This is a genomic window from Enterococcus timonensis (assembly GCF_900104595.1).
Lineage (GTDB): Bacteria > Bacillota > Bacilli > Lactobacillales > Enterococcaceae > Enterococcus_J > Enterococcus_J timonensis.
Genome location: NZ_FNVY01000003.1, coordinates 274,344 through 289,559 on the forward strand (window position 1 = coordinate 274,344; position 15,216 = coordinate 289,559).

A 15,216-nucleotide genomic window follows, 5' to 3' on the forward strand; every position below is an offset into this window, starting at 1 on the left:
CGTAATTTGACTACTTTTGACTACTTCGACCTCTATTATTTGCGGTAGCGCTATCAGTTCTAAATGTCTATACTTATACCTGTAAGCGGATTCGGATAGGAGGAGTTTTTATGGAGAAAGCCGCGCTAACAAATACAGAGCTTGCTCGAAAAAAAGTACGTCATAGAAATATCACGTGGAAAAAGATTAAAGATCAAAAAGTTTTAATTTTGATGTCATTGCCGTTAGTAATTTGGTTGTTGGTTTTTGCTTATGCACCACTAGTTGGTTGGTTGATGGCTTTTCAAGATTACAAACCAGCGTTAGGATATTTAAAATCTCCATGGGTAGGTTTAAAACATTTTATTGCACTTTTTAAAGATGATTTATTTTATCAATCCTTAAAAAACACTTTAGGGATGGGCGGCTTAGGAATTACATTTGGGACAGTCAGCTCAATTGCTTTTGCATTATTACTTAATGAGTTGCGCTTTACTAGATTTAAAAAATTCACCCAAACGGTTTCTTATTTACCTCACTTTGTATCCTGGGTTATTGTGGCTAATATTGTCACTTCTATGTTGTCAACTAATGGTATTGTGAATCAAATTCTGATGGCAGTGAATTTTGTTGATGCTCCCATTCAATTTATGAGTGATCCAAGTAAATTTTGGTATATCGTTACTTTATCTGATGTTTGGAAAGAAATGGGTTGGAACGCCATTATTTATTTAGCGGCGATGGTAAGTATCGATAAAGAAATGTACGAAGCCGCTGAAATTGACGGAGCAAATCGTTGGCAAAAAATGACGCGCATTACTTTGCCGTCAATTCGACCAATCATTATGGTTCTGCTGATCATGAGTATCGGAAATTTAATTAATATCGGTTTTGAAAAGCAAATGCTTTTAGGCAATAATATTGTAGCTGACAAAGCATTAGTGCTTGATAAATACGCATTGGATTATGGGATTGGGATGTTTCGGTATTCATACGGAACAGCCATTGGTATTTTTAAATCCGTAGTTAGTGTGGTTTTAATTTTCACTTTTAATCAGATTGCGAAAAAAACAGGCGAAGGACAAATTATTTAGGGGGTGTCAAAAATGAAAAGTAAAAAATATACAAAAACGGATTTTGTCATCGCCTTGTTTATGCTCGCAGTTATTGTCGTTACTTTATATCCATTTTTAAATGTTCTGGCTGTGTCTTTAAATGAATCTGTGGATACTGCTAAGGGGGGGCTGCATATTTTACCGCGAAAGTTTACTTGGAATAACTACGCGGAAATTTTTTCTAACAATTCACAATTGTTAAGGGCGTTTTTTAATTCAGTATTGCGGACGGTACTTGGAACTGCTGCTGGCGTTTTTTGTACTAGCGTCATGGCTTATGTATTGAGTCGCCGCGATTTTATTTTTAGAAAGCCAGTTTCTATTTTACTCATTTTAACGATGTATATCAGCGGAGGTCTCATTCCATCTTATATTTTGATTCGGAACTTAGGCTTGATTAATAACTTTGCGGTTTACATTTTGCCAAGTTTGTTATCGGCATTTAACGTCATCGTCATTCGCTCATTCATTGACGGACTGCCAGACGCTTTAGAAGAGTCTGCCAAAATAGATGGCGCAAATGATTTTGTAATTTTTTTCAAAATTATTATGCCGTTATGTATTCCTGCGATTGCAACAGTAGCCCTGTTCATTGCTGTTGGTCAGTGGAACAGTTGGTTTGATACTTATTTGTATGCCAGAAGTAATCCAAAAATGACGACTTTGCAATATGAGTTAATGAAAATTCTCGATAATACGTCGCAGTCGGCATCAAGTGTAGCTGGAGCAGGAAGTTCTTTAGAACAAATGCAAAACGCTAAAAAGACCACACCAGAATCAATTAAAATGGCGATAACAATTATTGCTACTGTGCCTATTTTAATCGTCTATCCTTTTTTACAGAAATATTTTGTTACGGGTTTAACTCTTGGCGCCGTCAAGAGCTAGAAAAAATAAAAATTTGGAGGATTGAAAATGAAGAAAAGAAATATGTTAATTGGCGGATTATTATTTGCCACTGTATTGATGGGGGCTTGCTCATCAGGATCTGCTGATAACAAGGAAACGACTAAAGAAAGTTCTGGAGGAAAAGAACCAATTACTTTGAGCTTCTTTTCAGCAGACTTAACAGAAGATGATAAATTTGATAACCCTGTTGCCAAAGAAATCACTAAAAGAACGGGTGTGACTTTAGAAATATCACATCCAGTCGGCGGCGATGAACAAGCTGTGCCTTTGATGATTGCCTCTGGAGATTATCCAGATATGTTATTTGCTAAAGGTGATTTGAACAAATTAATTGAAGCTGGTGGTGCTTTAGCTTTAGATGATTTGATTGAAGAAAAAGGCGAAAATATTAAAAAATTGTATGAAGGTAATTTAGATCGTTTGAAAAATAGTTTAGAAGATCCTCAAATTTATCATCTAGGAACTGGGGGCGTTGAAACTGTTTATAACGCAACTAGTGGGACCTTCCAAATTCAATTAGATGTCTTGAAACAATTAGGATATCCAACGATTCGCACTTTGGAAGATTTCGAAAGTGCACTAAAAGATTATATTGCTAAAAATCCTGAGATTGACGGTCAAAAAACAGTTGGGATGTCCTTACTTGGTAGTGATTGGCGCTGGTTGATTACTGTCGGAAATCCTTCTGGATTTGCAGCTGGATATCAAGATGATGGCCAATGGATTGTAGATTTAGAATCTGGAGAAACAACTTATAAATTCCAAGATGAAAAAATTAAAGACTACTTTAAATGGTTGAACCATATGTATGCAGAAGGTTTGATTGACCCAGAATCTTTCACTCAAAAATACGATACTTATATTGCTAAACTTTCCGCTGGGAATGTTTTAGCAGTAGCAGACCAAGACTGGGATATTTCCTCAGCTGTAGCTGCACTTAAAGGTGACGGTAAAAATTGGCGGACATTTGCTCCACTTCCAGTTACTTTATCTGAGGATATTTTATCTCCAAGTACGAAAGATTATGGATTCACCGGAACGACAGGTATTTCCATTTCCTCAACTAGCGAACATCCAGAAGAAGCTTTTGAATTCTTAGATTGGATGGCCTCAGAGGAAGCTCAAATTTTGGTTAACTGGGGACTTGAAGGAGTCAACTACGAAATTAAAGACGGTAAACGGGTAGCAACTGACTTGGATGAAGCCCAAACCGATCCACAATACAAAAATAAAACCGGTATTGGTAGTTATATTTGGCCTTTCCCACAATGGGGTAACGGAGCTGAAGACTCTACTGGTCAACCAATTGCTCGTGATTCAACAAAAGAATTAAAAGAAGCTACTTATACGGCTGAAGAAAAAGAAGTATTAAAAGCTTATGATGCACAGCTTTGGGTTGATTTATTCCCAAGCGCTGAAGAACTTGGTGGCACTAAGCACGGCCGGGCTTATGAAATTGCTATTCCTGCAGACAGTGATCTAACTGTGACGCAACAAAGAGCAGATGATTATACTACTCAAGCCATTACTGACATTATTATCTCTAGCCCAGATGATTTTGAAACAAAATGGTCTGCTATGCAAGATGAGTTATCTAAATTAAATATTGAAGATGCTGATAAAGAAATGACAAAATTAGTTCAAGACCGCATGGAATTGTGGAGTGAATAATAACTAAAAATTTTAAAAAGGGCGAGAAATTTCTCGTCCTTTTTTATTACATGATGAGGATAGAAGATGATTTTTTGTTTAGATGTAGGGGGCACCTTTATTAAACTAGGCATTTTCGATAAAGAAGGGAATTTTGTTGTCAAAGAAAAATTTCCTACCCCTAAAAATAGTCAAGTGGCATTTTTTCAAGTAATTAAAGAAAAATTTCAAGAGTATCAAAAAAAATATTTCTTTCAAGGAATCGGCGTTAGTTTTCCTGGTATTTTTGACCCAGCAACTGGAGAAACTATTTATGCAGGAGCCTTACCCATCTTTAATCAAACAAATCTTTTGAATTTATTTAAAGAAAATGTAGATAACTCAATTCCTATTGTCATTGAAAATGATGGGAATTGCGCTGGATACGCTGAATACATGGCTGGAAATGGCCAAAGTGTTTCTGAATTATGCCTAATTACAATAGGTACAGGCATCGGTGGGGCGTTGATACGTAATGGAGAAATTTTTTACGGACATAAATTTAAAGGTGGAGAACTTGGGATGATGATGATTGATATTGAAAATGGTTATCATACACTTCATGATTTGGCGGCCACTAGTTCCTTAGTAAACGGATATCGAAAAACATTTAATATTCCAGAGAGTGTAGAGGTGACTGGAGAAATGATTTTTCAAGATCAGCGTATTGAGGCCAAAACTGTATTAAAAAAATGGGCGGAGAAAGTTGCGGTGATGATTTTTAATGTAGCGGTTACTTTGTCACCAGATAAAATTTTAATTGGTGGTGGAATAAGTCAAAATTCCCAATTACTTCCGCTAATTAAAGATGCTTTAGTTCAGAACCCTTTTTGGGAAGATTTTCAAGTTCCAATTGAGCCTTGTCAGTTCCATAATGATTCGGGCTTGTTGGGTGCTTATTATTTATGTAGAAAGAAGTTGAGCGAATGAAATTTTCAGATGGTGGCTGGTTAGTAAAAGAAGGATATCAAGTTAAATATGCAGTTCATGTATATGAGTCGCAAATAAGCCCAGACAAATTAATTTTGTATTTACCGTACAGTTATATTTCCAATAAAGGGGCAACCTTAGATGGTGGACTAATGACTGTGAAAATTTCTAGTCCATTAAAAGATGTAATTGGCATTACGATGGATAATTTTAAAGGTAGTAATCAAAAAATTCCTCAAATTCCTTTATCCGTTCAAGAAGTAGTTCCAAATATTAGTGAAAATGAGTCGGAGTTAACTTTTCAAACAGGGGATTTAAGAGTTGAAATTACTAAAGATGAAAATATGACGATGCGTTTTTGGTATAAAAATCATTTTTTAACTGCTAGTAAACCTCGTAGCAAAGCCTACGTTACCGACGCTAATGATTGTTCCTATTTAAGTGAGCAGTTAACGTTAGACGTTGGAGAAAACATTTATGGATTGGGCGAACGATTTACAAACTTTGTTAAAAATGGACAAACGGTTGATATTTGGAATGAAGATGGTGGCACAGGAACGGAGCAAGCCTATAAAAATATTCCTTTTTATTTGAGTAATAAAGGATATGGGATTTATCTTCATACCACAAATAAAGCAAGTTTTGAAGTCGGCAGTGAAAAAGTTGCGCGGGTTCAATTTAGTGTTCCTGGTGAACATTTAGAATATTATTTGTTCGCGGGAGAAAAATTACCCGATGTCTTGAAACGCTATACAGATTTAACAGGAAAACCAGCTTTGCCGCCGATTTGGTCTTTTGGTTTATGGCTGAGCACTTCTTTTTTAACTAGTTATGATGAAGAAACAGTCAGTTCATTTGTTGATGGGATGATTGAGCGAGATATTCCTTTAGAAGTATTCCATTTTGATTGTTTATGGATGAAAGAATATGAATGGTGTAATTTCACTTGGGATGAGCGAACTTTTCCGCAACCAGAAAAAATGTTGGCGCGTTTAAAAGCTAAAGGATTAAAAATTTGTGTTTGGATTAATCCGTATATTGGTCAAAAATCACCACTTTTTGCTGAAGGTCATGCACAAGGATATTTTTTAAAACGGCCAAATGGAGATACTTGGCAGTGGGATCGTTGGCAAGCAGGAATGGCGATTGTTGACTTTACAAATCCAAAAGCTGCGGCTTGGTACACTGGTAAACTAAAAACATTGTTAGATATGGGTGTCGATAGCTTTAAAACAGATTTTGGCGAACGAATTCCTACTGATGCAGTATATTTTGATGGCAGTGACCCGGTTTATATGCACAATTATTACGCTTATTTATATAATCAAACAGTCTATAATTTTTTGGTGGAAGAAAAAGGAGCGAAAGATGCTGTAGTTTTTGCACGAGCAGCTTTTACAGGATCACAAAAATTCCCTGTTCATTGGGGAGGAGATTCAACTTCTGATTATCCATCCATGGCTGAATCTTTAAGAGCTGGATTGTCTTTTGGTTTATCAGGATTTGGTTATTGGAGCCATGACATTTCTGGTTTTGAAGCAGGTGCTACTCCGGATTTATATAAACGGTGGACCCAATTCGGATTATTGTCTTCTCATTCTAGATATCACGGATCTTGGGAGTATAAGGTGCCTTGGTTATATGGTGAAGAAGCGGTAGATGTCACTCGTAGTTTTACGAAATTAAAATTATCCTTAATGCCTTATTTATATACTCAAGCGGTGAAGACTAGTCAGACAGGTTTGCCAATGATGAGAGCGATGGTTTTAGACTATACAAATGATCCCACTTGTCAGTCTTTAGATCGGCAATATATGTTAGGAGAAAATCTATTAGTTGCCCCTATTTTTAATGAAGAAGGATTGGGAGATTTCTATGTACCCCATACTTCAGGAATTTGGACAGATTTTCTTACAGGAAAAACATATTCAAGTGGTCAATGGTATCAAGAAAAATACGATTACTTCCATTTGCCACTATTGGTAGCACCAAATTCAATTCTCATCGTCGGAAAAGAAAGTCAAAAAGCTGAATATGCTTTTAATGAAGGTGTAACCATTCATGTTTATGAATTAGCTGACGAGGGAACGTGCAGCAGCGTGATTTATAATGATGATAAAGAAATCATTGCTGAAGTTTTAGTAAAACGACATGGTTCAGAGTTTACCGTTGAACAAAAAGGATTTGTTGATGCAAAAATTTTGGTTCATGATCACCAATTAGGAGAATTAAATATTTTTTAGAAAATCATATTGATAAAAGGAAAGGCTGATTTTTCTAATATGGAAAAATCAGTCTTTTTTAGAAAGGAAATTTTTTTATGATTGAAGTGAATCAAGCGTTAGAGTTTCACATAAAAAATAGTAAGGTCAGTTATATATTTCGAGTAATGGAAAAAACCGGAATCTTAGAACATTTATATTTTGGAGCAGCTATTGCTTCAGAGAAAAGTTATTTGTATTTAGTTGAGCGAGAATTACGTACGGGAAATAATCTACTGACAGGGGATTATACGTCGTCGTTGGAACATATTAAACAGGAATTTCCAGTCTATGGCACTACTGATTTTCGTTATCCGGCGATTTCCGTTAAATATCCTGCTGGTGACACAATTAGTCATTTTCGTTATCAAAGTCATCGCATTATAGCAGGTAAAGAAAAAATTTCTGGTCTTCCACAAACATTTGGAAAAAAAGAAAATTGTGAAACGCTGATTGTCCAATTGCAAGATCAATACTCAAAGCTAGTATTGGAACTTTTTTATACTATTTTTACTGATAGTGCAAGTATTATTCGCTCGGCACAGATTAAAAATAACGGCAGTGAAACTTTTCAAATAGAACAGCTAGCTAGTGCTTCGTTTGATTTACCGGATAATGATTATGAGCTTGTTCATTTAACAGGAGCCTGGGCTCGAGAAACACACATTGAAAGGAAACAACTTTTTACTGGAAGGCAAGAAATTTCTTCTACAAGAGGTGCTTCCAGTCATATTCACAATCCGTTTATGGCTTTGTGTCGTCCAAATACGACTGAACTATTAGGAGAAGTATATGGATTTAGTTTAATTTATAGTGGGAATTTTTCGGCTCAAGTTGAAGTAGATACATACCATGTATCTCGCTGTCAAATTGGAATAAATCCTTTTCAATTTCAATGGCAGTTAGCTCCAGGGACAAGTTTTCATAGTCCGGAAGCTGTTTTGACTTTTACAAAAAAAGGTTTAAATGGCATGAGTCAAAACTTCCATGATTTATTTCGCAATCATCTCATCAATCAAAAATGGGTAAAGAAGGAGCGACCAATTCTAGTGAATAATTGGGAAGCAACCTACTTTGATTTTACGGAAGAAAAAATTCTTCGACTAGCACAATCCGCTAAAGAATGCGGGATAGAAATGTTAGTTTTAGACGACGGATGGTTTAAAGGACGCAATAATGATGAGACTAGTTTAGGAAACTGGCAAGTTGATGAAAAAAAAATCCCCAATGGATTGCCTAATCTCTCGGAAAAAATTCATCAGGTCGGTTTGAAGTTCGGATTATGGTTCGAACCGGAAATGATTTCTAGTGATACACCGCTTTTTCAAAAAAATCCTGAGTATCGTCTAGGACAAAGTCAAAAAAATATTTCTCACGGCCGTAACCAATATGTTTTAGATTTTAGTAATCCTGAAGTTGTGGAAACTATTTTTCAACAAATGGCTGCAATTTTATCAACGGTTGAAATTGAATATGTGAAATGGGATATGAATCGTTATATCTCAGAAGCTTACTCCTCGTTTTTGTCAAAAGAACAACAAGGCGAAGTGTTTCACCGGTATATTTTAGGTGTGTATAATCTTTACGAAAAAATTTTGACAAAATTTCCTGATTTACTTATTGAATCTTGCGCTGGTGGTGGGGGACGGTTTGATCCGGGTCTTTTATATTATGCACCGCAGACTTGGGCTAGCGATGATACGGATGCTGTTGAACGGTTGAAAATTCAAAGTGGCGCTTCAATGGTTTATCCTCTGTCAACGATTGGCGGTCATATTTCGGCAGTTCCTAATCATCAAGTAGGCCGAACGACTACTTTAAAAATGCGCGGGGACGTAGCTTTATTTTCAACATTTGGCTATGAATTGGATTTGAATCAATTAAACGCTGCAGAAAAACAAGAAATTGCCCAACAAATTCAAACCTATCATAAATATTCTTCGTTGATCCAAACGGGAGATTTCTACCAATTAGCTTGCGAAACTAACCAAGTTGCTTGGTTAGTAGTCTCTAAAAATAAGCAAGAAGCGCTTGTAGGATTCTATCAAATATTAGCCCAACCTAATCAACCCTATGTCCGCTTAAAATTAACTGGGTTGGCTAAGGATACATCCTATCAAGTAAATGGCGAAAAATTGCGCACAAGTAGTAGTTTAGAAAACATCGGACTAATTTTGAACGAAAATTATACCGATCGAACGAAAGAATATTGGACGCGCCAACAACAACATGATTTTTCCAGTCGTATTTTTCATCTTCAACAAATGCAACCTGAATAGGAGAACAAAATGCTTTCAATTAATGAAATAAAAAAAATTGCGCAAGCAGGTCCTTTTCAACCAAATTGGTCGAGTTTGCAACAATTTCAAATGCCAATCTGGTTTCAACAAGCAAAATTCGGTATTTTTGTTCATTGGGGCTTGTACAGTGTGCCAGCCTTTAACAACGAATGGTACTCAAGAAATATGTATATCAAAGATTCTCCAGAATATCTTCATCATCGCCAAACGTTTGGAATGCAAGATGAGTTTGGCTATCAAGATTTTATTCCTTTATTTACAGCAGAAAAATTTAACGCTGACGCATGGGGGAAGCTGTTTAAAGAAACTGGAGCTGAATATGTTTTTCCGGTAGCCGAACATCATGATGGATTTCAAATGTATCAAAGTGAGCTTTCAGATTTTAATAGTTTTAAAATGGGGCCAAAAAAAGATATTTTAGGTGAACTAAAAACAGCTTTTCAAAAGTTAGATTTACATTTTTGTACTTCTTCACATCGAGCGGAACATTGGTTTTTTATGGGCCATGGCAAAGAATTTCCTAGCGATGTTCACGAGCCGCTAAAAAAAGGAGATTTTTACTGGCCTGCTCAAACAGAACCGGATAATCAAGATTTATTTAGTCATCCCTATCCTACCCAAGAATATTTGGACGATTGGCTACAGCGTACGGTAGAAATAATTGAAAACTATCAACCAGAAATTTTATATTTTGACTGGTGGATTCAGCATGATGCTTTTAAAGAATACCTACAAATTTTAACAGCCTTTTACTATAATCGTGGATTATCTTGGGGAAAAAAGGTAGCCATTTGTTACAAGCATGATGCTTTGATGTTTGGCTGCGGTATTGTAGAAATAGAACGGGGAAAATTTAAAGATGCCCAACCTTTCTATTGGCAAACTGATACGGCAATCGCTCATAATTCTTGGTCTTACACAACGAATTTACAGTACAAAACGCCTAAAGAAATTATTCAAACTTTAATTGAAGCTGTTAGTAAGAATGGCAACTTATTATTGAATGTGGGACCTAAAGCCGATGGGAGTTTCGCTACTGAAGATTTACAAATTATGAAAACAATTGGTGAGTGGCTAAAAATAAATGGTAGTGGGATTTATCACAGCAAATGCTGGCGGAAAGCAGGAGAAGGACCTACCGAAATTCTTGAGGGAAAATTTTCAGAAGGTCAAGGAGAATATGTCGTTGGAGATATTCGCTATACGGTCGCTGAAGAGTGTATTTTTGCTTTTGTAATGGCTCCATTTTTAGAAAATCATTTTATTTTAAAGAATCTGCGCGTTATGCAAAATCCAAATAGCGCTACTTTTCACGGTATTATTGAAGAAGTTGTTTCCTTAGATTCGCAAGTAGAAATTTTGCGCTGGGATAATCAGGAGGATGGTCTTCATATTGAAACAAAAAAAATTACCCAAGATTTACCAATTACATTTAAAATTAAGGTGAAATAAAAATGATATATAAAAAAATTACTTTACCAAAATCTAGCGGGCAACTCACTTTTTACGGATTAGATAACTCAGCCGAAATTGATAATCAGCGGATTCGACCACTGATTATCATTTGTCCTGGTGGTGGTTATGCGTATCTTTCTGACCGGGAAGCCGAGCCGGTGGCAATAAAAATGTTGAGTCTAGGTTTTCAAACCGCGGTTTTACAGTATAGCATCAAGCCAGAAATTTTTCCGACATCCTTGCGCCAGTTGGCAGAGGCTGTCATGTTTTTGCGAGAAAAAGGTTCAGCGTGGCATATTGATTCTCAAAAAATCGTCGTTGCAGGTTTTTCCGCGGGGGGACACTTGGCAGCAAGCCTTGGCGTTTTTTGGCAAGAAAAAATATTAGCGGATATGGGTGAGGCTAAATTAATGCGGCCAGATGGTTTATTACTAGCTTATCCTGTTATCACAGCGCATGAATTTGCCCACCGAGAATCAATCGAGAATGTTTCCGGAAAGTCTTTAGAATCAGCGGAAAATCAATTTTCTTTAGAAGATTTTGTTACTTCAAGCACACCGAAAAGTTTTATTTGGCATACGATAGAAGATGATCTTGTACCGCCAGAAAATTCTTTGCTTTTTGCTCAGGCGTTGCAAAAGGTGAAAGTTCCTTACGAATTACATCTTTTTCCTCGCGGAGGTCATGGATTGAGCCTAGCTAGTCAAGAAACACAAATTAACGGCGGATACGGATTAGTGGACGAAGTTTCAATTTGGCCGGAACTTTTTGCTCGTTGGGTGGAAAATAATCTTTAAAACTACAGGAAACTAGTTATTCCAATTCACTTCTTTAAAAAAATATCCGCCGACGCTCCATCTTCAGGCGGATATTTTTTTGCTAGTAACTATGATAGAATGGGTAGTATTAAAGGAGGAGAGAAAATGTTTTTAGATTTTTTGCAGCTGACGTTTTTATTTGGAATTGGGATAATAGTCACTAGTGTTATTGGATTTATTTTTTTCAAAGGGAAAAATAAAAAAGATGTTGTGATTTTAACGGTGATTGAATTACTGGTTTTAGCTATTGTTTGTTATTTTATTTTACCGGATAAAACTTTGTCAGGCTTATTACAGACAAATTTAATTGGTGCGATGATTAATGCCGGCTTGTTATTGTTGATTTGGCAAGCAACGGCTAACCGTCAGGAAAAAAGTATTACTCGCAATGTACCGGCTCTGATGTTGGGCGCAACGGTGGTGGCGTTTTTGGGATTGCTTTTGGTAAGCTTTATTATGAGTTTTACTAGTGTTGATGAAGTATATAGCACGATTCCTTTAAAAACTTCTGAAAAAAGTGAAGTCTTGGCCTCGACGGATGAAACGCCAATCGCCATTGCGCCAGACACGGCGAAACGCAAAATGCTTCAACAATTTTCAGTCATTGAAAATTCTAATATGTTCTCACTTGACGGCATCACCGCCCAATTAATCGATGGGAAATATGTGTACGTGGCTACGGTTGAGTTCAATGGATTTTTCAAATGGTTAAAATTAAAAGAAGTGCCAGGTTATTTTATGATTTCGGCAACCGACGTAAACGCCCAGCCAGAATTTATTAAAAAACCAATCAAATATTCTCCTAATGCTTACTTTAGCCAAGATGCTGGGCGGAAAATTTATGCGGCATTTCCGAACTTTGCTTCCACCGGCACGATTAATTTAGAAATCGATGACGAGGGCAATCCGTTTTACGTCCAAACATTGTATAAAGAATACGGTGTGTCCGGCAAAATGCATTATGATGAATTTAAAACGGCTGTCTTAAATGCGCAAACCGGTGAAGTGAAATTATACGACGCCAAAGATGCGCCAGAATTTATTTCAGCGCCAATTACTAGCTCAGCGGCCGATAGTATGAATACGTATTTTGGTCGTTACAGTGAAGGTTGGTGGAATCAATCGCTTTTTGGTTCCAAGAAAAATGTTAAATTCCCCACAGAAAATGGCGTATACGCATCTGGCCGAATTACGCCACTCCTTTCTAAAGCCGGCGAATTATTATATTTCACCGATTTTACTTCAGAAGATGATAATCAAGATTCAGCACTAGGATATTCTCTGATGAACGCCCGGACTGGTGAATTGACTTACTATCGGGACGAAGGTGTTGGTTTGATGGATTCAGATGGCGCCATTTCTATTGCAGAAAAAATTTATCCTGAGAAAAAATGGGAAGCCGAGATGCCGATTTTATATAATATTGACGGCGTGCCGACTTGGATTATTTCTCTTTTAGATAGTAAAGGGATTTTCAAAAAATATGTCTACGTGAACGCGGTTAATAATGATATGGTGATTGACGGCGACACCGCCCAGGCGACGCTAGATAGTTATCGGGTGGAGTTGGCCACAAGCGGCAGCAACAATGAAAATACCGAGACGGCTGACTTAACGGATATTACGGGCACGGTTTTGCGGGTGCAAGTTTTGAGTGATAGTAAAACTACCACGGCTAGCTTTATTTTGGAAAATGATCAAATGATTTACACGATCAATGTCACGAATAATCCCATGGCGCTATTTTTACAAGTTGGCGATCAGGTAAGTTTCCAGGCGAACCTTAGCCAAAATCAAAAAATTACTACGGTCCAACAGTTAACGATTGAAGGACTTGATAATATGGAAAGTCCCGCTGAATAAATTGTTTTAAAAATAAAAAAACGTTTCTCGGGTTTTCCGAGAAACGTTTTTTTATTTAAATGAATTTTTCTGATAAACACATAAATTCAGCGACATCTTTTTTCACTTGATCAATGCCAGCTTGCCAAAAATCTGGTTGGCTTAAATCAACGCCGAGATGTTTTTGAACTAAATCTTCTGTCGTCATGGCGGCCGTGTCTTGTAACAACGCAATGTAATCATCTTCAAAGCCGGCGCCTTTTTCATTTGCTAAACTGTAAATCCCTTGTGAGAACAAGTAACCAAAAGTGTAGGGGAAATTATAAAAAGCAACATCATCAATATAAAAATGTAATTTCGAACACCAGAAATGCGGATGGTTAGATTTTAATGCACCCGCGTAAGCTTCTTCTTGGGCATCGGTCATCATTTTTGTAATTTGAGAAGCCGGAACGAGGCCTTTTTGGCGCGCGGCATAAAAATTATTTTCAAAAATAAAACGGGCGTGAATATTCATAAACATGGCGATGGCATTTTGCATTTTAGTATCTAGTAAATTGATTTTTTCTTCGTCAGTTGCAGCCGTTTTTAAAGCGGCATCGCCAACAATTAATTCAGCAAAAGTCGAAGCCGTTTCCGCGACATTCATGGCATAATTACGGTTCAAACTTGGCAAATCCCACATGACACTAGAGTGAAAGGCGTGGCCTAATTCATGAGCCAAAGTGGCCACTTCATTAATGGAACCACCGTATGTCATAAAAATCCGCGACTCATGGGTTTCAGGCAAACTCGTGCAATAACCGCCGGGCCGTTTGCCAGGGCGATCTTCAGCTTCAATCCAACTTTTTTCAAAAGCGACTTGAGCAAAGTCGGCCATTTTTGGAGAAAATTTACGGAAATTCTCTAAAATAAACGCAGCACCTTCATCAAATGAATAGCGTTTTTCACTTAAATCGCCTAAAATAATTGGCGCATCTTGGTCGAACCAGTCGATTTTTTCTTTTCCTAATAATTGAGCTTTGCGATTTAAAAAGTCGACAAAAGGCCGCTTGTTGTCAGAAATCACTTGCCACATTGTTTTTAAAGTTTCTCCTTGCAGGCGATTGCCCTCCAAAGCAGCATCTAAAAAATGTTTCCGGTCATGAAATTGGTAATCAGTTAAACGAAATCCGTCCAAGTGATTCAACGTATCGGCAAATAAACTTTCTTTTTCCCCCCAGATTTTTTCCCAGCTAGCAAAAAGAGTTGCTCGAACCTTTTCATCAGGATCTGACATCATCCGATTGAACGCTTGACCGGCTGATAATTTTTCGCCGTCAAAAGGAATTTCAATTGTGGAAACTAACGTGTCGTAGTGCTCACTCCAAGCATTTAGACCGTCAATCGTTAAATGACTAAGTAAATTTTCTTCGTCTTCTGATAATAAACGATTTCCGTCTCGGCGTTTTTCATTTAAAGCAAAAGCTACCGGCGCAAATGAATCTTCAGCCATTAATTTTCCCCAAGCGGCATCATTCATGGCGGCGAGTTTTTTTCCAAGTAAAGTATCAGGTACGGAAAGTAACGGAATCAAAGTCATCAGCTGCCCTTGGAGCGCCTTAGCTTTTTCATCATAAATATTGTCAGAATTTAAAGCCGTAATAAAACTACTTGCTTGGCTTAAACCATTATCAATTGTTTCTTGTAAATCTAAAATTTTCGAAAGTTCTTCTGGCTGATTTTCTTGATCGTAATTGTCGACTAACGTTTTAAAATCTGTAATTTGTTTTTTCAAAGTGGCTAATTTTTCTTGGAGGGTTGGAGAATCGGCTCCTCCTGTAAAAATAGTTGTTAAATCCCAATTTCCACTGTAAGTCATTTCATCACACCTTTTCTTTTTTTTAATTAGTATAGCAAAGTCTTGTGTATTAAGCGA

The 15,216-nt window shown here is 37.0% G+C and carries 10 protein-coding genes; 9 read left to right on the forward strand and 1 reads right to left on the reverse strand.

Annotated features, from left to right (window positions below; genetic code table 11):
* Positions 1-110 precede the first annotated feature (110 nt).
* The 9 genes from BQ5341_RS03145 (at position 111) to BQ5341_RS03185 (ending at position 13,319) form a co-directional block, all read left to right on the forward strand.
* The gene (locus BQ5341_RS03145; RefSeq protein ID WP_071130591.1) at positions 111-1,073 is read left to right on the forward strand and encodes an ABC transporter permease; all 963 of its coding nucleotides are present in this window, start codon (positions 111-113) and stop codon (positions 1,071-1,073) included.
* A gap of 12 nt (positions 1,074-1,085) precedes the next feature.
* Entirely contained in the window at positions 1,086-1,982 is an 897-nt protein-coding gene (locus BQ5341_RS03150) for a carbohydrate ABC transporter permease (RefSeq protein WP_071130592.1), read from the forward strand.
* A 27-nt stretch (positions 1,983-2,009) separates the two neighbouring features.
* Positions 2,010-3,674 (forward strand): ABC transporter substrate-binding protein, encoded by a 1,665-nt coding sequence (locus BQ5341_RS03155; RefSeq protein ID WP_071130593.1) that lies wholly within the window; start codon positions 2,010-2,012, stop codon positions 3,672-3,674.
* 66 nt (positions 3,675-3,740) lie between these two features.
* Positions 3,741-4,622, forward strand: a complete 882-nt coding sequence (locus BQ5341_RS03160; RefSeq protein ID WP_071130594.1) for an ROK family protein — start codon at positions 3,741-3,743, stop codon at positions 4,620-4,622.
* Positions 4,619-6,865 carry an alpha-xylosidase gene (gene yicI / locus BQ5341_RS03165; RefSeq protein WP_071130595.1) on the forward strand — a complete coding sequence of 749 codons (2,247 nt, stop codon included), beginning with the start codon at positions 4,619-4,621 and terminating at the stop codon, positions 6,863-6,865. The genes BQ5341_RS03160 and yicI overlap by 4 nt, the downstream gene beginning before the upstream one ends.
* A gap of 77 nt (positions 6,866-6,942) precedes the next feature.
* A complete protein-coding gene (locus BQ5341_RS03170; RefSeq protein ID WP_071130596.1) occupies positions 6,943-9,162 on the forward strand; it encodes an alpha-galactosidase in 2,220 nt (739 codons plus the stop codon).
* Positions 9,163-9,171: 9 nt separating this feature from the next.
* Complete coding sequence (locus BQ5341_RS03175) at positions 9,172-10,635, forward strand: alpha-L-fucosidase (protein ID WP_071130597.1); 1,464 nt, start codon at positions 9,172-9,174, stop codon at positions 10,633-10,635.
* A gap of 2 nt (positions 10,636-10,637) precedes the next feature.
* Entirely contained in the window at positions 10,638-11,435 is a 798-nt protein-coding gene (locus BQ5341_RS03180) for an alpha/beta hydrolase (protein ID WP_071130598.1), read from the forward strand.
* Positions 11,436-11,561: 126 nt separating this feature from the next.
* Complete coding sequence (locus BQ5341_RS03185) at positions 11,562-13,319, forward strand: DNA-binding protein (RefSeq protein WP_071130599.1); 1,758 nt, start codon at positions 11,562-11,564, stop codon at positions 13,317-13,319.
* 55 nt (positions 13,320-13,374) lie between these two features.
* Here BQ5341_RS03185 and BQ5341_RS03190 read toward each other — a convergent pair whose 3' ends face one another.
* Positions 13,375-15,159 (reverse strand): M3 family oligoendopeptidase, encoded by a 1,785-nt coding sequence (locus BQ5341_RS03190; RefSeq protein WP_071130600.1) that lies wholly within the window; start codon positions 15,157-15,159, stop codon positions 13,375-13,377.
* Positions 15,160-15,216 lie beyond the last annotated feature (57 nt).